General features: G+C 36.7%; 19 protein-coding genes and 1 pseudogene. 9 read left to right on the top strand and 11 right to left on the bottom strand.

All coding sequences use genetic code 11. The annotated features are described in order from the left end of the window. The first annotated feature begins 790 nt into the window (after positions 1 to 790). On the top strand, positions 791 to 1,702 hold the full coding sequence (locus ABXH34_RS07625; protein ID WP_353571277.1) for a phosphate/phosphite/phosphonate ABC transporter substrate-binding protein: 912 nt from the start codon (positions 791 to 793) through the stop codon (positions 1,700 to 1,702). Between the two features lie 408 nt (positions 1,703 to 2,110). After that, positions 2,111 to 4,510, top strand: coding sequence for a response regulator (locus ABXH34_RS07630; protein ID WP_353571278.1), 2,400 nt, complete (start codon positions 2,111 to 2,113; stop codon positions 4,508 to 4,510). 50 nt (positions 4,511 to 4,560) lie between these two features. On the opposite strand, the gene ABXH34_RS07635 is transcribed toward ABXH34_RS07630, so the two are convergent. Next, a complete protein-coding gene (locus ABXH34_RS07635) occupies positions 4,561 to 4,800 on the bottom strand; it encodes a hypothetical protein (protein ID WP_353571279.1) in 240 nt (79 codons plus the stop codon). Then, complete coding sequence (locus ABXH34_RS07640; protein WP_353571280.1) at positions 4,724 to 4,942, bottom strand: IS630 transposase-related protein; 219 nt, start codon at positions 4,940 to 4,942, stop codon at positions 4,724 to 4,726. Before ABXH34_RS07640 ends, ABXH34_RS07635 begins: the two co-directional genes overlap by 77 nt. Positions 4,943 to 5,129: 187 nt before the next feature. Between ABXH34_RS07640 and pdsR the strand changes: the two genes are divergently transcribed. From pdsR to ABXH34_RS07665, 5 genes are all read left to right on the top strand, one after another. Further along, a complete protein-coding gene (gene pdsR, locus ABXH34_RS07645; RefSeq protein ID WP_353571281.1) occupies positions 5,130 to 5,831 on the top strand; it encodes a proteobacterial dedicated sortase system response regulator in 702 nt (233 codons plus the stop codon). Continuing rightward, positions 5,828 to 7,948, top strand: a complete 2,121-nt coding sequence (gene pdsS, locus ABXH34_RS07650) for a proteobacterial dedicated sortase system histidine kinase (RefSeq protein ID WP_353571282.1) — start codon at positions 5,828 to 5,830, stop codon at positions 7,946 to 7,948. Before pdsR ends, pdsS begins: the two co-directional genes overlap by 4 nt. Positions 7,949 to 8,409: 461 nt before the next feature. Next, positions 8,410 to 8,595 (top strand): hypothetical protein, encoded by a 186-nt coding sequence (locus ABXH34_RS07655; RefSeq protein WP_353571283.1) that lies wholly within the window; start codon positions 8,410 to 8,412, stop codon positions 8,593 to 8,595. Positions 8,596 to 8,705: 110 nt separating this feature from the next. Continuing rightward, entirely contained in the window at positions 8,706 to 9,356 is a 651-nt protein-coding gene (locus ABXH34_RS07660; protein WP_353571284.1) for a V-type ATP synthase subunit E, read from the top strand. Next, entirely contained in the window at positions 9,357 to 11,153 is a 1,797-nt protein-coding gene (locus ABXH34_RS07665; RefSeq protein WP_353571285.1) for a V-type ATP synthase subunit A, read from the top strand. Between the two features lie 106 nt (positions 11,154 to 11,259). Here the strand turns inward: ABXH34_RS07665 and ABXH34_RS07670 are convergent, their stop codons facing one another. The 3 genes from ABXH34_RS07670 to ABXH34_RS07680 form a co-directional block, all read right to left on the bottom strand. Then, a complete protein-coding gene (locus tag ABXH34_RS07670; RefSeq protein ID WP_353571286.1) occupies positions 11,260 to 12,087 on the bottom strand; it encodes a DUF817 domain-containing protein in 828 nt (275 codons plus the stop codon). A 344-nt stretch (positions 12,088 to 12,431) separates the two neighbouring features. Then, entirely contained in the window at positions 12,432 to 13,166 is a 735-nt protein-coding gene (locus ABXH34_RS07675; RefSeq protein WP_353571287.1) for a PIG-L deacetylase family protein, read from the bottom strand. A gap of 3 nt (positions 13,167 to 13,169) precedes the next feature. Then, entirely contained in the window at positions 13,170 to 13,487 is a 318-nt protein-coding gene (locus ABXH34_RS07680; protein WP_353571288.1) for an FmdB family zinc ribbon protein, read from the bottom strand. A gap of 218 nt (positions 13,488 to 13,705) precedes the next feature. Here ABXH34_RS07680 and ABXH34_RS07685 point away from each other — a divergent pair, with 218 nt between their 5' ends. Then, positions 13,706 to 14,419: a DUF3108 domain-containing protein gene (locus tag ABXH34_RS07685; RefSeq protein ID WP_353571289.1), complete on the top strand. Its 714-nt coding sequence runs from the start codon at positions 13,706 to 13,708 to the stop codon at positions 14,417 to 14,419. 292 nt (positions 14,420 to 14,711) lie between these two features. Here ABXH34_RS07685 and ABXH34_RS07690 read toward each other — a convergent pair whose 3' ends face one another. The 3 genes from ABXH34_RS07690 to ABXH34_RS07700 form a co-directional block, all read right to left on the bottom strand. After that, positions 14,712 to 19,481, bottom strand: a complete 4,770-nt coding sequence (locus ABXH34_RS07690) for a CHASE3 domain-containing protein (RefSeq protein ID WP_353571290.1) — start codon at positions 19,479 to 19,481, stop codon at positions 14,712 to 14,714. A gap of 73 nt (positions 19,482 to 19,554) precedes the next feature. After that, entirely contained in the window at positions 19,555 to 21,213 is a 1,659-nt protein-coding gene (locus ABXH34_RS07695; RefSeq protein ID WP_353571291.1) for an ATP-binding protein, read from the bottom strand. A gap of 246 nt (positions 21,214 to 21,459) precedes the next feature. Beyond that, positions 21,460 to 23,112: an ATP-binding protein gene (locus ABXH34_RS07700; RefSeq protein ID WP_353571292.1), complete on the bottom strand. Its 1,653-nt coding sequence runs from the start codon at positions 23,110 to 23,112 to the stop codon at positions 21,460 to 21,462. A 479-nt stretch (positions 23,113 to 23,591) separates the two neighbouring features. On the opposite strand from ABXH34_RS07700, the gene ABXH34_RS07705 reads away from it, so the two are divergent. Further along, positions 23,592 to 23,927, top strand: a complete 336-nt coding sequence (locus tag ABXH34_RS07705) for an HAD family hydrolase (protein ID WP_353571293.1) — start codon at positions 23,592 to 23,594, stop codon at positions 23,925 to 23,927. A gap of 211 nt (positions 23,928 to 24,138) precedes the next feature. Here ABXH34_RS07705 and ABXH34_RS07710 read toward each other — a convergent pair. The 3 genes and pseudogenes from ABXH34_RS07710 to ABXH34_RS07720 all read right to left on the bottom strand — a co-directional run. Continuing rightward, positions 24,139 to 24,787 (bottom strand): annotated as a pseudogene (locus ABXH34_RS07710) (RNA-guided endonuclease InsQ/TnpB family protein). Continuing rightward, complete coding sequence (locus ABXH34_RS07715; RefSeq protein ID WP_353571294.1) at positions 24,788 to 25,021, bottom strand: hypothetical protein; 234 nt, start codon at positions 25,019 to 25,021, stop codon at positions 24,788 to 24,790. A gap of 66 nt (positions 25,022 to 25,087) precedes the next feature. Then, positions 25,088 to 25,206, bottom strand: a 119-nt coding sequence (locus ABXH34_RS07720; RefSeq protein WP_353571295.1) for a helix-turn-helix domain-containing protein, incomplete at its 5' end; no start/stop codon positions are given.

The raw sequence follows: 25,206 nt of genomic DNA on the forward strand, positions 1-25,206 counted from the left end.
TTATTTTGTAAGCGGTAGGTATAACCTGATTTGCCGCCACTACCCAGAATAAAATCGTAATTGCCTGTACTGGTTTGGATGTTGACGATTGCGCCTATTATGGAAATTCACTATAGTATGTATTCTCAAAACTCTACCGCTCCTTTATTGGTTCTTCCCAACGAACAGTAAAAGCCGTACTCTTTTGTTTATGTTTCGTTACATAGTTTCATTTTCAACCAAACCTATGGGCTTGTACTTTTTTTCACAAACTCAGAGCCTGCCTTTTGTTGCTTACCTATTAAAAATTATTTTAAATCTATCTTGATATTGCTGATGGCTCAGTAATTTAACGCATAGATTATATGATGCTTGCCTCGTTCCTATGCGCTACATGAATGTAGTCCAGACGCGCCGTGACATGAATATACTTGACGTGACACGTCATGAAGACATTCCCACATACCATGCGGGAACGAGATAATAATGCTTAAACAATATAATTCAAAAATAAGCAATACTAAAGCAACCTAAACCTATTCAAATAAGCATTCTATATGCTAGCAAACTGTATTTTTATAAACCTTTGAAAATGGGCTGAAAAATATTTTTTATTTGTGTATTTATTTCATCTGAAGTTTAATAATAGCTTTTATAACAAGTTATTACAATAATTTACAACTAGCTATTTTGTACTATGAAAGTTAATTATATGTTGTACAAATCAACACTAGTTACACGTGCAATATTTTGTTAATGTGTCAGTTCTAGTGTTTTTATATTTAAACATAATAATAATGGGGTAATTGTTATGATTCAAATAAAACGGCTTTTGGGTTTAAGCTTGGTAATGCTATTAGTTGCCTGCGGACAAGAAAACGTAGAACAACAGTACAAACCAGAATTTGGTAATAAAACAGCCACGCAAAAAGAAGAATATATTTTTGGGGTTCATCCTTTACATAACCCACAACAATTACAAATGGTTTATGGGCCTGTGGCACATTACTTAAGCCAACATTTTGATAATATCCAGTTCCGATTAGAAGCATCCAGAAACTATGCAGCTTATGAGGAGAAACTCTATTCAGGCAAATTTCACTTTGCGTTACCTAATCCCTATCAAACAATTACTGCTGAAGATAAAGGCTATGTGATTTTTGGCAAAATGGGTGATGATGAAAATTTCCGAGGTATTTTTATCACTCGCAAAGACAGTCCTCTCAAACAACCTATAGATGTAAAAGGTCAAATAGTAAGCTATCCCGCTCCAACTGCTTTGGCTGCAACCATGCTTCCTCAATATTTCTTACACAGCAATGGGGTTAACGTTAATCAAGATATTGAAAATTTATATGTGGGTTCTCAAGAATCCTCAATTATGAATGCCTATTTAGGCAAAGTGGCTGCGGCTGCAACATGGCCATTACCTTGGAAAATCTTTTTAAAAGAAAAACCTGATTTTGCGGCGGAACTTGAAGTAAAATGGGAAACCCCAACCTTGCCAAATAATGGCTTAGTTGTACGTGCTGATGTACCACAAGAGATTGTGCAACAGGTCTCTGATTTACTGTTTAGCTTACACGAAAATGAAGCGGGTCAAGAAATTTTAGCACGGATGCCATTATCTAAATTTGAGGTGGCCAATAGTAAAACCTTTAAAACTGTAAGGGAATTTATTCAAACATTCACCCAAGAAATTAGACCGCCAAACAGTCAGTAAGTGATTTTTCATTGATCGTCATGTAAATAAAGTTAATAGCCTTACAAAAATTCAAGTTTTTTGCGGCACTATTTTTACCTATGGTTTGGATTGTTTTTATAACGATAGGCAATTCTTCTTTATATTTATTGGGATTGTGAGCTCTTCAAGGCCTTACAGTCCTGAAAATAGGAGATGTTAATCACACTAAATCATGGTTGCATATTAAAAAAACATCTAATACCCTGATTTAAAATTAATTTATAATTTCACTAAAATATTTGGTTAATAAAATACTAAAAATACAATCATTGTTAACTAATAAAAATAAAACAGATATGTAAACCTTCGAGGGTAATGCATCTGTCTCATGCTTTTCAATATGTTTCAAGAAATATAATTTTCAACATATTGAATAAAGGAGAATTTATGGCGAATTTTCACCAAAAAACATCAATGAAATCGTGGAAAATAATCCAATCATGCTGTACTCCATTAACACATAATTATCTGTATCAGTGGATCATAAGTCCAATTCAAAAATTGGCGCATTGGATTAACCGCTACTGGCATCGTTCTATTCAACATCAACTGGTATTAGGTATTGCTTTAGTCCACGCGGTATTGATGACTATTTTTATTTTAGACCTAACTGAACGGGAACGACATTTTTTACAAGAGCACAGTGTACAGCAGGCGGTTGCGCTATCTGAAATGCTAGCTGCGAACAGTAGTTCATGGGTATTGGCTAGTGATGTGGTTGGCTTGAATGAAATATTAAGCTATCAAAAACGTTACCCCGGTATCGATTACGCAATGGTTATTTCCAATCGTGGACAAGTGTTAGCCCATACCACTGGTGAATTTATTGGCCGCTATTTGAATGACCACAAAAGTGACAAGTTACTCAATAGTAAAACAAAACCAATAACCCAAATATTATGGCAAACAGAACTTTATTTAGATATTGCATCACCGATTATATCTGATGGTCAATTGATAGGCTGGACTAGAGTAGGGATTTCTAACAGTCAAGTACAAGAAAACCTACAAATTGTGACTCGAAATGGCCTGATATATACCCTGTTGGCGATTTTAGTCGGCATTATATTCGCGATATTTATGGCACGAGGATTAACCGCTGGAATTAAAAATTTGCTGGATGTCACAGACAAAGTACGCCAAGGTGAACGCCAAGTACGAGCCGATGAAACCCGTTATGATGAGGTGGGTCAATTAGGCACGGCATTTAACGAAATGGTGATGGCAATTGATAAATCTGATAAAGAATTAACCATTGCTAAAAATGCAGCAGAAGACAGTAATCGTGCCAAAAGCCAGTTTATTGCCAATATGAGCCATGAGCTAAGAACCCCGCTGAATGCCATTATTGGTTATAGCGAGATGTTGCAAGATGAGTTAGACGATTTAGACACAGAGGAAGTAGGATCAGATTTAATCAAAATCAATGCGGCAGGTCGGCATTTGCTCAGCCTTATCAATGACATATTAGATTTATCTAAAATCGAATCAGGCAAAATGGAAGTCTACAATGAAACCTTTGATATTCAAAAAATATTGGAGGAAGTTATTGTAACGATGGATATTTTACTAGAACAACGCCATAATAATCTTGTTTTTGAGTGTGAACCTAATATTGGCTTGATGCACTCTGATGTTACTAAAATCAGACAAATTTTACTTAATTTACTCAGTAATGCATCTAAATTCACCGACAATGGTTCTGTGATCCTGAAAGTCAGTAAGCAATGGATCAATGATATTGAATGGGTTAGCTTTGCCATTACAGATACAGGAATTGGTATTTCAATCGAGCAACAGAAAAAGCTCTTTAAAGCATTTAGTCAAGTTGATGCTTCAACCACACGCAAATATGGTGGTACGGGTTTAGGTTTATTGATTACCAAACGTTTTACCAAAATGCTTAGCGGTGAAGTCAGTGTCGAAAGTGAATTAGGCCATGGTAGTACCTTTGTCGTGCGATTTCCAACTAAAATGGCAAGTCGGCAAACTATTCCTGAATTGGAGCAAGCATTACCTGTATTGCAAGAAGAGAAAGCAACCGTATTGGTTATTGATGATGATGAAAATGTCAGAACATTACTGAGTAAACATATTCAACATCTAGGTTATAAAGTGGTTACGGCTAAAAGTGGTTCTGAAGGCTTACAATTGGCGCAGAAACTGAAACCACAGTTGATTACCTTAGATGTCATGATGCCACAAATGGATGGCTGGGCAGTGTTGACAGAGTTAAAAGGCAATGCTCAGTTACAAAACATTCCTGTCGTGATGTTGTCTATGATTGAAAATCATGAACTAGGCTATTCATTGGGCGCGGCTGAATATTTGTTAAAACCTGTAAATCAAGCTCAGATTGCACAAGTATTAAATAAATATCGTGCGACATCACGTTATGGAAAAGTATTGATTGTTGAAGATGACATCATGATCCGTGACATGATTAAGCAAATGTTACAAAAAGATGGCTGGGAAGTGGTTGCTGCAAATAATGGACAAGTTGGTTTGGATATGGTTATCGCCCAAAAGCCTGACATGATTTTATTGGATTTGATGATGCCTGAAATGGATGGCTATGAATTTATTAGCTGTTTACGTGAGAAAAAACAACAACGCCAAATTCCGATTATCGTACTAACAGCAAAAGATATTACAACCGCTGACAGACAAACGTTATCACATGAAGTCCATGCTATTTTTCAAAAAGGCGCGTATCAGAGAAGTGAACTATTGAATGAATTACATGATTTATTGATTCATAGTGATTCATTGCAGTCTTCTGTATAAATTGGATAATTACCCAAGTTTGATTTTAGGTACTGGATATTTTATAAAATCTATTTGTCTCTTTTTAAATGGAGTATTGATAGAGGAATCGGATTCTTGGGATCACTTTCATCCATGATGAGTAAGCCTTCGTCGTTACCAATTAAACTAAGTAAGCCAGCAGAGTCAACACTTACAAGTGCAATACCGCTGCTTAAGTCAAGGCTTTCATCATTATTGGTACTTTCTTTGGCAGTATTGTCTCGTTCCAACGAGCTTCGTTGGAATGCAGTCCAGACGCGCCGCGTCATGTTTTGTTTTTAACATATCTCTACATCTATGTAGGCTCATTCGGCTTACCTTAAATATTTTGCAGGCCTGTTTTACTTTATCTCCTTTCTCTACATACTCCAATGCTCTTTCTCTTATTTCTTCACTATGACTTTGATCCATCTTATTTCTAATTCCTGATTACCCATAATTATGATAGCGAATGTTGATGATGACATTTTAAATATTTAACTCCTTATACAATGGGCGTTTTCAAAGGCTGTCAGAAGTATTATTTAGAACAATGTTGATAATTGAGCGTGGTTAATTGATAATTGTTCATTGTTAATTGAAATAGTGGAACATGAAGATGGGAAGACGAATTGCCATAGTTGAAGATGAGCCAGCAATTCGAGAAAACTATGCAGTAGTACTACGCAGACAAGGTTATGATGTTAATACCTATATCAATCGTCCCCAAGCGTTGGCAGCTTTTCAAATCCGTTTACCTGAACTCGTATTACTAGATATTGGTTTGGAAGATGAAGTTGAAGGCGGCTTTGATTTGTGTCGTGAGATTCGAGCCATGTCGCATTATTTACCGATTATCTTCTTGACAGCGCGTGACAGTGAATTTGATACTGTATCAGGTTTGCGTTTAGGTGCAGATGACTATCTGAATAAAGATATTAGTATGCCGCATTTATTAGCACGGATAGCGGCTTTATTTCGACGTGTTGATGCGTTACGAATGCCAGCGTCAAATGATAGCCTCATTGAGCGTGGTTCGTTGAGCATTGATAGTAATCGTCTCACTATTACGTGGAAAAGCATTACCGTTGATTTAACATTGACCGAATTCTGGATTGTGTATTCTTTAACCCGTTATCCAGGACATGTCAAACAACGTGACCAGTTGATGAAAGAAGCTAATGTGCAAGTTGATGACAGCACCATTACCTCGCATATCAAACGAATTCGCAAAAAATTCTTAACCATAGACCCTAAGTTTTCTGCAATTGAAACAATTTATGGTATGGGCTATCGTTGGAAGTCAGAGGATGTACCATGAGTTTAACCATTCGCAGTAAAGTATTATTGCTATCTCTGACGTTATTCAGTATTCCCTATGTGGGTTATGAGTACGTATTAGAAATGGAAAAATATTTACGTGATAATCTCGAAACCTCTCTCAAAGATGCCTCTCACGCCCTTGCCAGTGTTTTACATAATCAGCCTGAATTATTCAATCGTCAACTCAGTGATGTTGTTGAATTTTATAAGCCAATTGAAGATGTCCGCCAATTTAGAATTGCATTCCATTTAGATGGTAATACTAGTGATTGGGAAGATTATTTATTTGAAGCCCAAAACTACTCAGAAAAACACACCTTATACTCAATATCTGAGACCAACCCAGTCGAAACAACTGAATCGGTTTCATTTCAACATGTCGCAGGCATCTATCGAAACTATTTGTATAACTTATTCATAGTCAAAGATAAATCCATTATTTATCGTAACCAAGGTGATTTGGAATTAAATCGTAGCGACCATTTACAAGTGATGATTCAAGATAATGAAGAGCATTTACATCGTTATGTTATCGCGCCATCTAAAGCGGGCTGGGTCAATGGTTATCGTGTTTCAGCTTATAGTGATACTTTACTGTCTAATCCAGAACGACGTATTCATGGCACTTGGGCGGAAAATGAAGAAGGTTATATTATTGAAATTCGGATTCCACTCAACCTAATGGGGGAACGATTCAGCTTTGCAATTGGTGATGTCGATGATAAAGAAAGCCGTCAATTAAAAGCCTTAGTGGCCAATGTAGGCATTGAGAAAAATGATGAAACAGGGCATATTTATGTAAAATCCCCCAAAATTAATCAAATCATTCAAGCCTTAGGTAATGGTCCTGGACGTAGAGTATGGGTTTTGGATAAACAACGCCGGATTTTAGCCTCTTATGGTGATTTATACCGAGAATTAAACGAACATCCTTTAAATGATATATTCAGTCTATTGCTGCCACCTGCATCAGATAAAATTAATGACAGCCGTCAAAATGATGGGCTGTATTATCAGCAAATTCAATATGCGCTCAATGGCCAACCTGACGTGCGCTGGCATTCTACCAATGATAAAAAAGCGGTCATTGTTTCCGCAGTGCATCCTATTCGTAGTCAAAATCAAGTCATTGGAGCGGTGATGGTTGAGGAAACCAGTCACAGTATTCAAACCGTACAACGTCAAGCCATTGCTAATTTATTCAATAAAACCTTGTTGTTATTTACCGTTGTCACTCTGTTATTGCTTATTTTTGCCAGTCGTTTGTCTATTCGTTTACGTCATTTGCGCAATCAAGCTGAAACCGCAATTGATATTAATGGGCGCGTTACCGTCACTAAAATTGGTTCTGATGCAAAAGATGAAATTGGGGATTTATCACGCAGTTTTTCCAGTATTTTAGAAAAATTACATCAATATAATAATTACTTAGAAGGCATGGCCAGTCGTTTATCTCATGAATTGAGAACCCCGATTGCGGTTGTACGCTCTTCTTTGGAAAATTTAGAATTGGAGCAAGATTTATCTGAACATTCAATCGTGTACATTGAGCGTGCGAAACAAGGTATTGAACGTTTAAATACAACTATTACCCGTCTAAGTGAAGCCACTCGTTTAGAACAAGCTTTGCAAGATGCAGAACGAGAGCAAGTAGATTTAAAAGATTTACTGAGCAATTGTGTTGCGGGTTATCGCTTAGCTTATCCTGAACAACGCTTTCATTCCATTTTGCCTAATCAGCCATTGGTTGCTTATGTTGCACCTGATTTGATTGCTCAAATGCTAGATAAACTAGTGTCTAATGCAGTTGATTTTTCTAATAATAAACAAGCAATTAGAGTCGAATTAACTCAGGAGCGCGGTATGGCTTATTTATCGGTACTCAATCGAGGAGCCAATATCCCAATTGATATGCAAGAGCATTTATTTGAATCAATGGTTTCATTTCGTCAATCTACTGATGCAAAAGAACCTCATTTAGGTTTGGGCTTATACATGGTGCGTTTAATTGTGAATTATCATGGTGGCTCAGTGAAAGCATCTAATAATCCAGAAGACTCAGGCGCGATGTTTAGTGTGTGGTTGCCTATGGGTAATAGTCATATTTCAAGTTAAAACCTTATGAATTTATAACTATACTCTACGCCGTTATAATTTGAGCTTTTAAATTACTACTGATGCTAGGTTATTTTTATCAATATAAATCAATCGTTTGTATGAAATATTTATGTAGGGTGGAATAGAGACACCCCGAATATTAATCAAGTATGGACTCATTATCACGCATCGTATTCCACCTTTTCAATGCCCAACATCTTTGGTGGAATACGCTGTGCTATTCCACCCTACTAGAGTTTATTTTTAGACGGAGTTTAATGTTTACTACCCCATTTGGCTCTTATTATGTTGCTGTCAATACTTTTCCCATATCTTATTGCCTGCTTAAATTCAATGATTATAGGCAATCAGAAAATGATTTAAACGTCTCTAAATTGAAAAATGCCTTTTGTCAAAATCCCTTTATATTGATACTCTATGCTGTATACAGTCCAGTTAAGCTAACTGAAGACAATTTTATGAATCAGCGTAAAAAATCTGGTGACAAAGTGGTTTCGTTTACCCAACACCAGAAGAAAAAAACTAAAACGACACAACGACAGCAACAGCAAGCATTCCATCAAAACAAATGGTTAAGCTTTCTATTTCTACTCGGTTTAATATCATTACCGATTGTTCTATATTGGCTATTTCAAACCAAATGAGACCAAATCCTATTTACTTTAGAGCTGGCAATCCTGACAAAGTTAAAAATAGCGTATTTTAAAAATGTAAGACTGCCAATCCTTTTAACTCACTATTGTTAACTGATACTATGGCTACTACAGCAACCGACTCACAAATTGAAAAGTTAGAGCAGGCGATCCTGCAACGTGCTCAAACACTGGCGGATAGTCATCTTTCCAGTGCAGATCAACAACGCCAAAAAATTGTAGCAGACTCTGCAAAACGTTTACGTCGTCGTGAAGAGCAGGCCACCGAAGAAGCAAAAACGGCGGCAGAACAAGAATATCACCGCCTTATCCAAGCCCATGAAATCAAAATGCAATCTGAACTCGATCAAGTCCGTTGGTCTTTGATGCAATCAGCAATGGACGCATTACGTGAACAATTACAAAAAGTGACACAACAACCAGAACAATATCTAAGCGTTCTAAAACAATATTTACAACATGCCGCCAAGAGTATTGAAGCTGATGCGCTAGAAGTCTTAGTCAATCAACAAGACCATGATTTATTAGCCGCACAATGGTGTGACCTTATTCAAGAGTGTGGCATTAACAAACCCTGCACTTTATCCACAGAAAAACCAGCCTTTCTCGGTGGTGTCTTAGTTTGCAGCCAAGATAATCGAATTCAAGTCGATAACACTTTTGATGGCATTATTGAGCGTTTACTTGATGATATTTATCAAGAAATGAATACTCAATTATTTGCGACAGCCAGTCCTATTCGGAGTCTATAAATGAACGAGCGTATTGGTGAAATTTTATCCATTAATGGGCCTATTGTAATTATCAAATTACCAGGGGTTAGAAATGGTGAACAAGTACGGGTTGGGCATTTAAGCTTAATGGGCGAAGTACTGTATTTAGAAGGCGAGAATGCAACCGTACAAGTCTATGAATCCACAGAATCCTTAATACCGGGAGAATCCGTCCGGGCCTTAGGACATCCGTTGTCAGTTGAATTAGGGCCGGGCTTATTAGGACAGATTTTCGATGGTGTGCAACGTCCACTGAATAAAATTTTTGAAAAAAGCGGGGATTTTATTGCCCGTGGTTTGGAAGTTGATGCTTTAGACCGTGAGCAAAAATGGTCATTTGTCCCCAACAGTCAATTAGCACTTGGTTCACAAATCAACGGTGGGCAATTATTGGGTAAAGTGCAAGAAACTGAAACCATTATGCACCGTATTCTTGTGCCACCCGATTGCAGTGGTGAATTGCTTGAATTATCCCATGCAGGCGAATTTACCATTGAGCAACAGATTGCCCGAGTCAAGCAGCCAAATGGTGAAATTCGTAATTTAAGTTTATTCCATCGTTGGCCTGTACGCTCACCACGCCCTTATACCAAACGCGACCATGCCGCTGTGCCATTACTCACAGGTCAGCGGATTTTAGATACTTTTTTCCCATTATTAAAAGGCGGAAAAGCAGCAGTCCCCGGCCCTTTTGGTGCGGGTAAAACCATGTTGCAGCATCAAATTGCACGTTGGGCAAATGCGGATATTGTGATTTATGTCGGTTGTGGCGAGCGCGGTAATGAATTAGTAGATATTTTGGAAACCTTCCCCGAATTGATCGACCCGCACACAGGACGTTCTTTAATGGAACGGACATTGTTAATTGCCAATACATCAAATATGCCTGTGGTTGCACGCGAAGCATCGATTTATATCGGAGTAACGATTGCTGAGTACTATCGCGACCAAGGCTATGACGTGGTGATGGTGGCTGACTCAACCAGCCGTTGGGCTGAGGCATTGCGTGAAGTGGCGGGACGTTTGGGACAAATGCCTGTTGAAGAAGGTTATCCCGCGTATTTAGCCTCACGTTTAGCTGCATATTACGAGCGTGCTGGACGGGTTGAAACCTTGGGCAAAGAAAAAGGCTCAGTGACTTTAATTGGTGCGGTGTCACCACCGGGAGGTGATTTCTCTGAACCTGTCACCAGCCATACCAAAGAAATCATCCAAACTTTTTGGGCGTTATCTAAAGAATTAGCTGATGCGCGTCATTATCCTTCTGTGGATTGGAATGATAGTTTTTCAGGTTATATCGATGTGGCACAGCAGTGGTGGGCTGATAATATTGATGAAAAATGGCTGCGTTTCCGTAGCAAGGCCTTGAGCTTATTAGCACAATCGGATGAATTGGCGCGAATCGTTAACTTAGTGGGCCCTGAGGCATTATCACCTGCACAGCGTTGGGTATTGGAAGGCGCGGCATTGATTCGTGAAGGCGTATTGCAACAAAATGCAATGGATGAAATTGATAGCTTTTGCTCACCACAAAAACAAATTTGGTTATTGCGTTTGATGCTTAATATTTACGCGCAAGGGGTTTCAATGCTAGAGCGTGGTGTCCCTGTACAACAGTTATCACAATTGCCGATTTTAGCTCAAGCCCGACGTTTAAAATCGACTTATAGCAGTGAAGAAATTGAGCAGTTAGAAGCGTTTGAACATGAAATCCAATCAGTATTTGATAAAATTCGGATTGAATATGGTTATGAACAAGAGAACGTCATGGCATAATTTAAGTTTTAGATTGCTGATTCGCAAATATCATGCAACAGCAATCTAATTTATCGCTATGTGTGCTGAAAAGATTTAACAATAAGATGAATACATCATCAAGCACCTACCCCGCTTTTTCTGTTGACATAGTTGGGCTATGGGTAGTTACCTCAGTTTTACGTATGTTGGTATTATTCACAAGTGAAACCAGCACAAAACTCAAAAGCATCAATAGATACCAAGAGCTCAACTTTCCAATTGAAACCAGTTCCCATCCATGGATTTGATTTGGGTAAATCCATGTTTCTGTAAATGTTCCAATATTTTCAGCAATCCAAATAAAGAAAGCGACTAAAAACCAGCCTAGTAATAACGGCATGTGTCGATGTGTCTCTAGTATTTTGTAGTAAACATTTGTTTTATAAAACATTAATATAACAATCCCTAACAATCCCCATCTAAAATCCCAAATGTAATGATGAGAAAAGAAATTAAGGTAAATCAGTAAAACAACCACTATTGTTAATGATTTGGGGGGATAACAAGAGTATTCAAATTCAAAAATCCGCCATATGCGAGCGATATAGCTGCCAACAGCACTATACATAAAACCCGTAAAAAAAGGGACATTTCCTATACCAAAGAAAAACTCTTCAGGATAGTTCCATGAGCCAATTGCATTGGAGGTTTTAAATAGTTCCATGACGGTTGCAACAAGATGGAAAACAATAATCACAATAGATTCTCTTGTTGTTTCAAGCTTGGTTGCAAGTAACAATATTTGAAAACCAATGGCAGATAAAAAGATGAAATCATAACGATAAATACTTTCTAATGGATACCAATAGCTAGTAATAACGATAACACCTAGTAGATAAAAGCCAAATAAACAGGCATAAGCTTGTTTTATCCAAAACATCGCGAATTCATGAATAAAAGTTTTAATTTCCATATTTTTTAAAAGGCTAATTCAAAATCCCAGTATCGGTAATTTTAACTAAAAAGTCCAGATATTGAATCTGTGATTAGTTGCTAAGTGAATGACATCATAATAATACGATTAAGAGTTTGGTTGAAATTTGTATAGATAAGAGAGGGAAATAGGGAAATAATTGACCATCATGTTATTCAATAGTTTCAATGAGCATAGAAAACTTATGAAGATAAATACTATTCATTAAAAAATGCCAAATTGGAGCGTATTTATTTTGGCTGGATTTTTTCAAAGCAAAAGTGTTGGATTCCTCATTTACTCACTACATATTATTTAAATAAACCTAACCCTAAACGCTTTATTTATTCAATATTTGCATTGGTACGGAAGTGTTCACAAGTATGAATCAATTGAGACCAATTCTCATCATGGCTGGCTACATAATAAGCTTCGGCGGCTTTAACTGCTTGAGGCAAAGTATAAGCTCGATAGGTATTTAAACCTGCAATATGTTTATCATAGTTTTGCAAAGCTAATTGTGAATTAAAACAGGCCATCGCGGCTTTTTTGCGTTCCCATAATGTGGTTAAATCAAGTAAGCGGTTTGGCATCAAGGGCACACCCACTTCATACATAATCAATTGCACATCTGAGCAGCGTTGCGCCAATTCAATTGCAATCTTAGCCAAGGCAATATGATCGGGGTGAATTTCAAAAATCGATGGTGCGTATACATGCTGAATATTGTGTGATTTAATCACATCTGATAGCTGAGCTAATAAGTCGTCAGAACTACGTAAATCCCTGTCCGAAATATCAAAAAAGATCGGTTTCCCATAACCTAAAATTTTCGCGGCTTGCAAACTTTCTTGCTGACGTTGAGAAATATATGCAACTCTATAAGTTTCATGCTGATACGGCATTGCTGCCTGCCCATCAGTCATAATGACGACATGAACCGTCTGACCTTGGGCAATATGCTGCATAATTGCACCACCACAGCCAAATACTTCATCATCAGGATGCGGTGCAAGCACCAGTACACCACCTATAGGTAAGGTTGTGGTTGCAGAATAAGGTATCAGCGCATGTTCCATTAATTAATCACTAATAATTTTGCTTAAATTAGGCATGGTTTCAGGTTTTCCATATTCCATATACCGATGCTCATCATTGTCACGGCGCGTTACATTTTCGTATACGCCGTCGTCCCGTTTCACCAATTTAGTCAAACCCATATCACGAATTTCTGTGTTGGTTTTAGGCATGGAAATGCCAATCAAAGAAATACGTTTTTCAACGGGTGTTCCACATTCTGGGCATTGAGTCAGTGGTTCATCATGAATTGATTGTTTAAATTCAAATAGTTGGCCAAGCTTACATGCTGATTGTGTATGTTCATATTCATAAATGGGCATTTAAATATCTCCTAACAATACATATTTTTATATCATTATGAGGTATTTTTAGTGGGTTTTCATATAAAATATATATTTTGTTGCTCGTCCTATCAGGTTAAATGATAGCAGCAGCACAACATGGGTACAAACTCACATTAATCATATACCTGCTACGTTATTTTTGTATAACACATCCTAGACTAAAAGTGCAAGCCTAGCAGTTGGAGAGCAAATATATGCGGATGTTTTTAGTATTGATTTTATTGTCTTGTATGTGGCCAGCAATAGCAGGAGAGTTTCTTACACCTTTCACAGCAACTTATCATGTGTATGCTAAAGGTCTGCATATTGGCACGAGCATCCGACGTTTAGAAATCTTGGAAAATCAGGAATATCTATTCAGCTCTGAGAGTGAAACAACAGGCTTTTTTTCATTATTTCGGCGAGATAAGATTGCAGAATCCAGTCGTTTTGTATTTGAAAATCAGGTGATTCAGCCTTTAGAATACAATTATCATCATACAGGCGGTAAAAAAGAGCGGCATCAGATTATTTTATTTCACTGGGATGAAGATATTGCGATTGGGATTAAACAAGATGAACCTTGGGAAATTACATTAGATGCTGATGTGTTAGATAAAATGTCGTATCAATTGGCTGTCATGCAAGCTTTGAGACAGGAAAACTACAGTTTATCTTCTTATAAAATTGTGGATAGTGGTAAAATTAAGCAATATAATCCTCAATTAGCAAAAACCGAGATTTTGCAAACACCATTAGGTGATTTAGAAGTAATTCAATTTAAACGTATTTCACCCGATGGTGAGCGACAGACAACTCTGTGGTGTGCCACACAATTACAATTTTTACCTGTTAAAGTGGAACATGATGAAAAAGGGGATATTTTACGTTTTGAATTAATGACGATTGAAGGTTTAGAACCTAAGTAACCCGCCATTGAGCAATAGCTATATTAGCCTAAATTGAAGCAATTAGATCGCTCAAAAATCGTTCATATTGATGAAAACGGGGATACAGCATAATATCAGTAAAGAGTCTGCTTTGAAACCAAGAGCTAAACCCTATATTCTCCAGCTTATCCATATTTTTCATATCTCAATATTTTGTGTCTAGCTCGTTTAATTTGTCCGTTTTCAGCAACAGCTCGCTACCAAGCTCAGCTTGGTAGTGTATGCACCAGAAACTCTGTTTCAAGAAACAACATATCAAACAAGCTAAACATTAACGCACCACCCAAACCCGCATCAACGAAAGTAACTTATTGGTATCCACAGGCTTAGCTAAATAATCACTTGCACCCGCCTCAATACATTTATTAGCATCCTCTTTCATCGCTTTAGCAGTTAAGGCAATAATTGGCAATTTACGGAAAAGGCTTTGCTGACGAATGCGTTGCATGGTCTCATAGCCATCCATCTCTGGCATCATAATATCCATCAATACAATATCAATATCAGGGATTTTCTCAAGTTGTTCTAAAGCCCGTTTACCATTTGGAGCCATAAACACCTTCATGCCTTTACTTTCTAAAGTCGCGGTTAAGGCAAATACATTGCGTGCATCATCATCAACCAATAAGATTTTCTTATCTTTCAACTGTGCTTCTTTGTCATGGGCAAGCTTCAACATTTCACGCTGGGCTGACGGTAAACGTGATTCCACTTGATGCAAGAATAATGTTGCTTCATCCAACAAATGGGCAGGCGAAGTCACCATTTTAAGCGTGAGCTGACTATTATAAGTGTCCAAAGCTGTTTCCTCTTGCTGGGTCAAAGGACGCTCTGGATAAATGATAATCGGAATATCTAACAAACTGTTATCAGCGGCAAAATCCGTCAGTAATTTAATACCACTATCGTTTTCAATTGTTAAATCCAACACCACACACTCATATTTTGCTTGGGCTAACTGTTCCAAGGCTTCAGCACAATCACTGGCTCGGATAATATCGACTTGTTCATTATTGAGAATGTCTAAAATATTTTGATAATGCTCGTCTCTATCTACGATAACCAATAGATTTTTAACAGCTTTATCAATAAATTGTTCTATTTTGCTAAACGTATCACCCAGCTCTGTGAGGCTAATTGGTTTCAAGGCATAACCAATAGCCCCCATTTGCTTCGCTTGTTGTTGATGCATATCCCCAGAAATAAAATGCACAGGAATATGACGCGTATCAGGATTATCTTTTAAATGTTCCATCACACTCCAGCCATCCACTTCAGGTAAACGAACGTCTAAAATAATCGCGCTAGGTCGATAACACTCAGCCAATTCAATACCGCTACGCCCATCCAAAGCCACTAAACATTTAAAACCCTTTTCCTTCGCCAATTGTTGAATGACTTGAGCAAAATCTTGTTCATCTTCAACAATCAATAAAGATTTCTCATCTGTTTGTAAGTCATCGCGGTCATCTTGTATAACAATTGTTTTTTGAGCAATGCTTGGCGGCGGCGTTTTGACAATAGGCGTTTGAATGGAAGGCGCAGGAAGTGCTTTTTTAGGGGCTGTAATCACGGGAGGCGTAATATCAATTGATTTAGCTGACACGTCATAAGTTTCAGGTAAGAAAATGGTAAAACAACTGCCTTGACCCGTATCACTATGCAATTGAATTTCACCACCCATTAATTGGGCAAGCTGCCGAGAAATCGATAAACCTAAGCCCGTGCCACCAAAACGACGACTGGTTGTACCATCCGCTTGTTGGAATGCTTCAAAAATCACTTTTTGTTTCTCTTTAGCAATACCAATCCCTGTATCAGTGATACTCATTGCAATACTATATTCTGCTTTCAGTTGGCTATGGGATAAATTATCATCAGCATTGGGCTGACGGATTTCTAAAGTAATACCACCTTGTTGAGTAAATTTAAACGCATTTGACAATAGATTGTTAATAATTTGATTTAAGCGTTGTGCATCACTGTAAATGGTTTCAGGTAAATTATCAGTTGATTTAATCTCAAAATAAAGTGATTTTTCTTCCGCAACGTGCATGAATTTCTGTTTTAATATCTGCACCATCTCTGACAAAACAATAGTTTCGGGATGAATTTCAACTTTGCCCGCTTCAACTTTGGACAGGTCGAGAATTTCATTAATCAAGGTCAATAAATCATTGCCTGCACTGTAGATGGTCTGAGCACATTCAAGTTGCTTGTTGGTTAAATTTTCTTCTTGGTTCTCAATTAAAAGTTGTGCTAAAATTAATAGGCTATTCAATGGGGTACGCAATTCATGTGACATATTGGCAAGAAATTCTGATTTATATTTACTGGCAAGTGCTAAGTCTTCCGCTTTAGTTTGAATCGCAATTTTAGCTTTTTCCAATTCTTGATTTTTCTGTTTAACCGCCACTTGTTGCTCAGTCATCAATTTATCGCGGGCTTCCAGTTCTTCATTGGTTTGACGCAATTCTTCTTGTTGTGCTTGTAACTCTTCTTGCTGGGATTGCATTTGCTCAGTTTGAGAGCGTAATTCTTCAGTTTGCGATTGCAACTCCTCATTGGTTTGCTGCATTTGTTCTTGCTGGGCAATTAACTCTTCTGATTGAGCCTGACTTTGTTCTAACAATACCTGCATCTTAGTACGAGATTCAGCGGTATTAATTGCAATCGCCACACTAGACATTATTTGAGATAAAAATTCTAATTGCACATCTGTGAATGGCACTAGAGAAGCCAATTCAATCACGCCTCTAACTTCAGATTCATACAAGAATGGAATTACTAAAATCTCGGTTGGTGCAGCCGTGCCTAAACTAGATTGAATGTTGAGATAGTTTTCAGGTGAATGATTGATAGTAAACATTTTTTTCTCATAAGCTGCTTGTCCCACAATACCATCACCAATCTTAATCGTATTTGCCCCATCGGTACGCCGTACATAAGCATGAGAAGCCATCATTTTCAAATAAAGTTTATCTTGTTCTGTAAACAGTAAATGAAATACCCCCACTTTAGCATCGACATAAGGAGTCAAGAAATTAATGATATTTTCCGCCAACTGTTTAATATCTTGTTCGCCGCTAACTCGTTCACTAAACTGAGTTTGCCCGTTTTTCAGCCAGCTTTCAGTCTCATTTTTGGTTTTGGCTTCAGCTAATTGAGAGGCGGTTGATTCCATAGCCGTTTTTAAATGAATGAAATCGCCTGCATATTTGCCCGTGATTTGAACGTCCATATTGCCTTCGGCGAGCTGTTTTAATACCTGTCCTGTTTCATTGAGAATTAAGCGCAGTTCTTTAACCATCAGTTGTACAGAAGCATAAACCCCCGTGGCCTTACGTCCTGCTTCTTGTTCAGGAATGGCTAAATTGCCTTGTGCAACTTGCGCGGTAATTTGAGAAATGGCTGCAGGCTCACCACCAACTTGGCGTAAAATCTCACGAATAATATAAAGCCCTGAACCAATGCCAAATAACAACAATATTGATGTACCCCAAAACAGGGTGTTAATACTCATATTAGCTAAAGACAGACTTTTTTCGCGCCGCACCAGCATTAAACTTTGTTCTTTAGCAGTAAATTCTGCCATTTTTGCCTGAAATTGGTCAAAGTATTGTTTTCCTTTACCCAATCTTACTAAGTCAGCCATATCATCCATGGTCTCTGAATCACCTATTTCACGGCGTAATATGAGCAAAGGCTCAACCACTTTTGCCTGCCATTTATTTAAGGTATCTGTAAGTTCTTCTAGTAAAGTCACTTGTGGTGGGTTATCTGATACTGCTTGTTTTAGAGTAGATAATATTTGCTTAAAGGTTTTTTTGCCTTCAATATAAGGTTCAAGAAAGTCTTCCTTACCAGACAATAGAAAGCCGCGTTTTCCTGTTTCCATATTAACAGCAGCAATGAGTAGATTATTAGCAAGGTCTATCACAAGATAAGTTTGTTCTACCCAATCATCATTTTGTTTAATATATTCAAGATTTTGTTTGTTTTCAGTCAAAACCGTTTCAGTATGCTGTGCTCGTTTAATTAAGAGCTCTTGTTCAGTTTGGATAAATACCGCAATTTGCCGACGGAAATTATCAAAATACTGCTTCCCCTGTTTTTTAGCGACAAATTGATTAATCTCAACCGCCTCTTTTTTGCCTTCATTGACTTCATAACGTAAAGACAAACCTGTTTTAGCCACTTTATCTATCCAAGTTTGGACGGTGGTTTCTATTTGCGTGAGGCGATTTACTTGAGTTGAATTGTCATTGACTTCAGTTTGTAAGGTTTTGAGTGTAGTAAAAAAGGCTTGTTTGCCATGATTATAAGGTTGCAAAAATTCTTCATCGCCTGATAATAAAAAGCCACGTACCCCTGTTTCCATATCAATCGCATAAGCTAAAATTATCTTAGCCGAAGTGATCGTTTCATAAGTATGTTCAACCCAATGATTAGATTCATCTAATACATTAACATGCTTGCGGCTAGATTCCATCACGGTTTCAAGCCTTTCATGACGCTGAATTAATAGGGCTTGCTCACGCTTAATAAAAGTTTTAATTTGTTGTCTAAATTCATTAAAATAAGTTTTGCCATGCGCTTTTGTAATTTCTTTTGTCATGTCATTCATGGTTTTGGCATCACCTATTTTGCGCCGCAATTCAATTTGTACTTCAATCCATTCTTCACGCCATTTTTGAATAATATGTTCTACTTCTTCTAAACGTCTGACTTGTTGGGGATTATCTTTGACTGTTATTTGTAATTGTTCAACTCGAGTATTAAAATCATTGATGCCTTGTAAATAAGGTTGTAAAAACGTTTCTTTGCCTGCTAGTGAAAACCCTCTGGCACCTGATTCCATATCCATTGCCACCGCTTGAATGGTTTTTGCTTGATCGATAACTTGATAGGTATGTTCTACCCAATAGCTGGCATTTATTAATTGTTGAAGACTGCGTACTGCAACAATGCTTAATAGCAGAAATAGAATCAATACTATGCTTAAACTAACTGATATCTTAGTTTTTAGGTTAAGAGTCATGGCAGCGCCTTATTTAATTGTATGATGTGATACATTTTCATTTAAGATTAGCAGTCAGTCTTAATATTTTACTTTAAGCGTTAATTTCTGCTGTTTCCTCTATAGAGACTAAAGGCAAATATACAGCAAATGTGCTGCCCATATTTAATTCACTATTTACTTCAATATAGCCTCCCATCATTTCAGCAAACTGCTTGCAGATATGAAGCCCTAAACCAGTTCCACCATATTTTCGGGTAGCTGAGGCATCAGCTTGAGTAAATACATTAAATAGCTTTTCTTGTTGTTCTGGAGTCATACCAATACCCGTATCAGAAACAGCAAAATAAACCCAACCCTTATCTGAATCTTCTGTGGCCAATCTTTTTACTGTTACCTGTATTTTACCCTGTTCAGTGAATTTACAAGCATTGCCAACAAGGTTAAGTAAAATTTGATACAGCTTAGTGCGATCCGTATATAAAAATAACGACTCATCAATATTGGCAATATCTAAATTGTTAGATTTTTTAGCTGCTAAAGGACAAGCTTGTTCTAAAATCTCATCCAATAATGTAGAAATTTGAACATTTTCACTAAAAATCTCTATTTTTCTCGCTTCAATTTTTGATACATCTAGGACATCATTGATTAAAGAGAGTAAATGCTTGGCAGAATCTTGGATGCTGGTTAAATCTTGTAGACATATTGTTTTATCTTCTAAGAATGCCTCTATATTTTCTATATCTTCTTGTAATATTTCGCTATAGCCAATAATTGCATTGAGTGGGGTGCGCAGTTCATGGCTCATATTTGCTAAAAAATAGCTTTTAGCCTTATTGGCTTGCTCGGCATGTTCTTTGGCTTCTTTCAGCATGTGCTCAACTTGCTTACGTTTAGTAATATTATTAAAGGTTAAGACTGTACCTGTAATACTGTCATGACCTTGAATCGGCACTAGGGCGCATTCAATGGGAAAAATATTCCCATTTTTATGATAAAAGTGTAAATTCTCACTTTGATAAAACAGCCCTTTGAAAATAGCTTGATACAAAGGCGTATTGATAAAGGCTTCTTTTATATTGAGATTAGTATCTTGACAAAAAATGTGGCAAGCAGAATGCCCTGTGACTTCTTGGGATGAATAGCCTAACATTTGTGCTGCAGAAGGATTCATAAATGTAATTTCTGCTGACAAGTTAAATCCGCAAATCCCATCACTCACCGTTTCTAAAATGAGTTGATTGTAAAGCCCTAATTTTTCTAATTGATTGTAAGCTTTAGATAAATGTGCATTGGCTTGTGCCAATTCAACCGTGCGCTCTTGTTCGCGTTGCTCTGAAATATTTGCATGGTGCTCTTTTTCAATAAAGCGTAGATACAACTTGATACGGCTGATTAATTGTGTGGCATCAATCGGCTTAGTTAAATAGTCTATTGCCCCTATGCCAAAGCCTTTGGTTTGGAATTCATCCGATTTATATGCGGCAGTTAAAAATACAATGGGGATGTGCTGGGTTTGTTGAATGGAACGGATAATTGAGGCAGTTTCAAAACCATCCATTTCGGGCATTTGAATATCCAAAATAATCAATTCTACACATTCAGTCATCAGCACAGTTAATGCTTCTTGTCCTGAATTTGCCTCTACAATGTTGATTTCCACATGTTGAAGAATTAGAGTGCGCAAAGTAAATAAATTGTTTCTATTGTCATCAACAATAAGAATGGTATAATTTTTGGCGTCATTCATAATTTTTTAAGCCTATTGTCAGGATAAATAAGTGGATATTTTGTAACCCCTGACACGCCTAATTGCTGCAACAAAAATACCTTTTTTACAATCAATAATATTTCCATATATTTTTTGATGTATTAACAACTGGGTGCTACATATTATTTATCTATGGGTTATTGAATAATATATGAGGGTTGTTTTTCTGGAAATAAATAAAAAGACAGTCAGCTAGCCTATCACTATTAATGCTTAAGGTTCAATTTATGCTTTTTCTTTTGTTTTCCAAGGTAAATACACACTAAATCTGCTACCTACTTCTAGTTCACTATTAACTTCAATATAGCCACCCATCATTTCACAAAAACGCTTACTGATATGAAGCCCTAATCCAGTGCCACCATATTTACGGGTGGTTGAGGCATCAGCTTGGGTAAATACATTAAATAGCTTTTGTAATTGTGCTGGAGTCATCCCTATACCTGTATCAGAAATAGAAAAACAGATCCAACTCTTATCTGATTCTTTTGTATTAGATATTTTTACTGTGACTCGTATTTCTCCATGCTCAGTAAATTTGCAAGAATTACTAATCAGATTCAGCAAAATTTGATACAGTTTAATTCGATCAGTGTATAAATATAGCGGCTCATCATTATACTCAATTTCTAAACTATTGGATTTTTTGGCTGCGAGTGGAAAAGCTTGCTCCAAAACGTCATGTAATAAGCTGGAAACTTGAATATTTTCATTGAAAAGCTCCATTTTGCCTGCTTCAATTTTTGATACGTCGAGCACATCATTGATTAAAGAGAGTAAATGCGTGGCAGAATGATGAATTTTGTCTAAATCTTGTATATGTGTTGTTTTATTTTCTAGCAATTCATCTGTATCTACTTCCTCTTCCAAATCATCTTTTAATATTTCACTGTAGCCAATAATTGCATTCAGTGGAGTGCGCAGTTCATGGCTCATATTGGCGAGAAAATAGCTTTTAGCCTTACTGGCTTCCTCTGCATTTTCTTTGGCTTCTTTGAGTATTTGTTCATCTTGTTTTCGTTTAGTAATATCGCTAAAGGTTAATACTGTACCTGTGATACTGTCATGACCCTGAATTGGCAAAAGGGCACATTCAACGGGAAAAGCATTGCCATTTTTATGATATAAGTGCATATTTTCGCTTTGATAAGACTTCCCTTTAGAAATCGCTTGATAAAAAACACCATTGATAAAAATTTCTTCGTTGGCTTCTTCATTGTTGGAAAAAATTTCACAAGCAGAATGCCCAATCAGCTCTTTGGATGAATAGCCCAATATCTGTGCTGCTGAAGGATTCATAAAGGTCATTTTTGCTGATAAATTAAAACTACAAATCCCATCGTTTACACTCTCTAAAATCAATTGATTGTAATGTCCTAATTGTTCTAACTCAGCATTGGCTTTGGATAAACGGGCATTGGCTTGTGCCAATTCCGCCGTTCGCTCTTGTACCCGTTGCTCTAAAACTTGTGCATGTTGATGTTCTTTCTCAATAAAACGCAGATAAAGATTAATACGATTGATTAATTGTGCAGCATCAATCGGCTTAGTAAGATAGTCTGTTGCCCCTATGCAAAAACCTTTAGCTTGAAATTCATCTGATTTATATGCAGCAGTTAAAAATACAATGGGAATAAGTTGAGTTTTGTGAATTGAACGGATAATTGTTGCGGTTTCAAAACCATCCATTTCAGGCATCTGGATGTCCAAAATAATCAAATCCACCTTCTCAATCATTAATATGGTTAAAGCTTCTTGCCCTGAATTTGCCTCTAAAATATGAATTTCCAGATGCTGAAGAATGAGAGTGCGTAAAGTAAATAAATTATTTTTATTATCATCAACAATGAGAATTGTATAATTTTTGTTGTCGTTCATATTTTTAAAACTTTTTAACCTCTCGTATATCTAATAATGCAACAAAGATACCTTGTTACTGATTGAAAACATGTCTTTTTTCAAATACTTGTTATCCATAAATTGACTAGATAGTGCATATTTTTTACCTATGGTTTGTTAAATGACCTTACTTGATAGCTATTTACTGTAAATTAAAAATATCATTTAGTACATAGATTCATGAGCATAATAGTATGCAATATTTTTTCAAATAAGAAACAAATGAATATATGGACAATATGTCTTTGATAAAGTAGATAATGATAAATATATAATTAACACTTCAGATAGTTTTTAGAAAATACAAAATAGTTCAATTAGTTATAAACCTATCAGCTATTCTTGTAACTTATAAATTTTATTAGATATCCAAGCCATTGTGATAGGATTCTACTTTTTATACTCCGTGCACCATATAAGAACTTGACTAAGTCTTTAAATTTTATAGGTATTGAAAAATGAACCAACCATTTTATGTTTACGTGGATGTTGATGAAACATTTGTCAGAAATTATGGGGTTAAACGTATTCCAATACCTACAGTAATTGAGCATATCAAGGCATTGAAAGATCAAGGTGCATTAATGTATTGCTGGAGTTCTGGTGGTGCTGAATATGCTCAGTCGAGTGCTAAAGAATTTGGAATTAAGGATTGTTTTTTAGGTTTTTTACCAAAGCCTGAGCTCATCATTGATGATGTGGATTTGTCTCATTGGCGCAATTTATTGCAGATACATCCTAATCAATGCCATGGTCACACTATTGAATCATATAGAAAGCAATTGATTAAATAGACAAAACATGACGTGATGCATGAGCTTGTACTCAATACAAGGCATAAACTCAAACATTAAATTGGAGTGTTAGCTTTGAACCTAAAATCTCATTCATTAATAACTAAGCTGAACGGGATTGACACCGTTACTATAAATCTGAACTAATCTGTTAGTTCAATTTATTCACATCGTCATCAACTGAGCAATGAAACATTGTCTGACAAGTCTGTTATGTGCGTTTAGGTGGGCTGTAACGTGTCCACACCATAGGTTTTAAGTTTAGAGCTGCATTGAGGTCACGGTCAATTTCTAAACCGCAATGACAATGATACGTTCTGTCACTTAAACGTAACTCTGTTTTAATTTGACCGCATTGTGAGCATGTTTTAGAACTTGGAAAGAATCGATTGGCAATAACCAGTTCACAATTGCGTAGTTTAGCTTTGTATTGTATCTGTGTTCGTAAATAGCCAAAGCCTGCATCAACAATGCTACGTGCTAACTTATGATTCTTCACCATACCTTTAACATTCAAGTCTTCAATCACAATGCGGTCAAAGTGACCAGTCAAATAATCACTTAATTCATGTAATACGGCTTGTCTTTGATTACTAATATGAAAATGTAGTTTTGCCACTCGGAGCTTGGCTACCTTTTTGTTTTCGTGACAAAGCACGTTGATATTTCTTGAGTTTATTAAGACTCACTTTCAATTTTTGGTTAGTTGGAAAAACCACTCCATTACTTAAAGTGGCTAAACTTTTAATCCCGAAATCCACACCAACACTGGGTTGACGCTCAACATCCTTTGGATTGTATTCTTGGGTTTCAACTAAAATAGAAGCGAAATATTTTCCTGCTTTTTTACTGATAGTCACTTATTTAGCGATGCCATCAAAACGCAGTTTTATTTTGGTTTTGAGCTTTTCTATTCGCAACATACATCCATCAACATCAAATTTAGCTTTTTCTCGTAATGCAAAAGAGTTATTCACATCTTTCTTTTTAAACTGTGGAAATCCTGCTTTTTGTTTGGCTTTAATTCGTCTAAAAAAGTGTTTGAATGCGTTATCTAAATCATCAATGGCATTGCGAGTCACACGACTAGACACCTCTGTATACCAGTTAAATTCATTGCGAATGACTTTGATATAATATTGGTAAGCGGCTGATTTAGACTATTTGTTTTCTTTAAAGTGAGCCAGTAATTGATTGTAACAATGACGACGTGAACCGCAAGCTTTATCTAAATAGACAGCTTGTTCCTTTGTCGGTCTCAGTTCAACTTTATGCGCTA

Origin of the sequence: Candidatus Albibeggiatoa sp. nov. BB20, assembly GCA_016744725.1 — a bacterium.
Classification (GTDB): Bacteria; Pseudomonadota; Gammaproteobacteria; order Beggiatoales; family Beggiatoaceae; genus Albibeggiatoa.

Bases quoted from the DNA above. Each gene is read 5' to 3' on its own strand.
- ABXH34_RS07665 (WP_353571285.1), top strand. From the start codon at position 9,357: ATGAACGAGCGTATTGGTGAAATTTTATCCATTAATGGGCCTATTGTA.
- ABXH34_RS07705 (WP_353571293.1), top strand. From the start codon at position 23,592: ATGAACCAACCATTTTATGTTTACGTGGATGTTGATGAAACATTTGTC.
- ABXH34_RS07640 (WP_353571280.1), bottom strand. From the start codon at position 4,942: ATGGATCAAAGTCATAGTGAAGAAATAAGAGAAAGAGCATTGGAGTAT.
- ABXH34_RS07655 (WP_353571283.1), top strand. From the start codon at position 8,410: ATGAATCAGCGTAAAAAATCTGGTGACAAAGTGGTTTCGTTTACCCAA.
- ABXH34_RS07675 (WP_353571287.1), bottom strand. From the start codon at position 13,166: ATGGAACATGCGCTGATACCTTATTCTGCAACCACAACCTTACCTATA.
- pdsS (WP_353571282.1), top strand. From the start codon at position 5,828: ATGAGTTTAACCATTCGCAGTAAAGTATTATTGCTATCTCTGACGTTA.
- ABXH34_RS07660 (WP_353571284.1), top strand. From the start codon at position 8,706: ATGGCTACTACAGCAACCGACTCACAAATTGAAAAGTTAGAGCAGGCG.
- ABXH34_RS07700 (WP_353571292.1), bottom strand. From the start codon at position 23,112: ATGAACGACAACAAAAATTATACAATTCTCATTGTTGATGATAATAAA.
- pdsR (WP_353571281.1), top strand. From the start codon at position 5,130: ATGGGAAGACGAATTGCCATAGTTGAAGATGAGCCAGCAATTCGAGAA.
- ABXH34_RS07695 (WP_353571291.1), bottom strand. From the start codon at position 21,213: ATGAATGACGCCAAAAATTATACCATTCTTATTGTTGATGACAATAGA.
- ABXH34_RS07630 (WP_353571278.1), top strand. From the start codon at position 2,111: ATGGCGAATTTTCACCAAAAAACATCAATGAAATCGTGGAAAATAATC.
- ABXH34_RS07635 (WP_353571279.1), bottom strand. From the start codon at position 4,800: ATGACGCGGCGCGTCTGGACTGCATTCCAACGAAGCTCGTTGGAACGA.
- ABXH34_RS07625 (WP_353571277.1), top strand. From the start codon at position 791: ATGATTCAAATAAAACGGCTTTTGGGTTTAAGCTTGGTAATGCTATTA.
- ABXH34_RS07670 (WP_353571286.1), bottom strand. From the start codon at position 12,087: ATGGAAATTAAAACTTTTATTCATGAATTCGCGATGTTTTGGATAAAA.
- ABXH34_RS07685 (WP_353571289.1), top strand. From the start codon at position 13,706: ATGCGGATGTTTTTAGTATTGATTTTATTGTCTTGTATGTGGCCAGCA.
- ABXH34_RS07690 (WP_353571290.1), bottom strand. From the start codon at position 19,481: ATGACTCTTAACCTAAAAACTAAGATATCAGTTAGTTTAAGCATAGTA.
- ABXH34_RS07680 (WP_353571288.1), bottom strand. From the start codon at position 13,487: ATGCCCATTTATGAATATGAACATACACAATCAGCATGTAAGCTTGGC.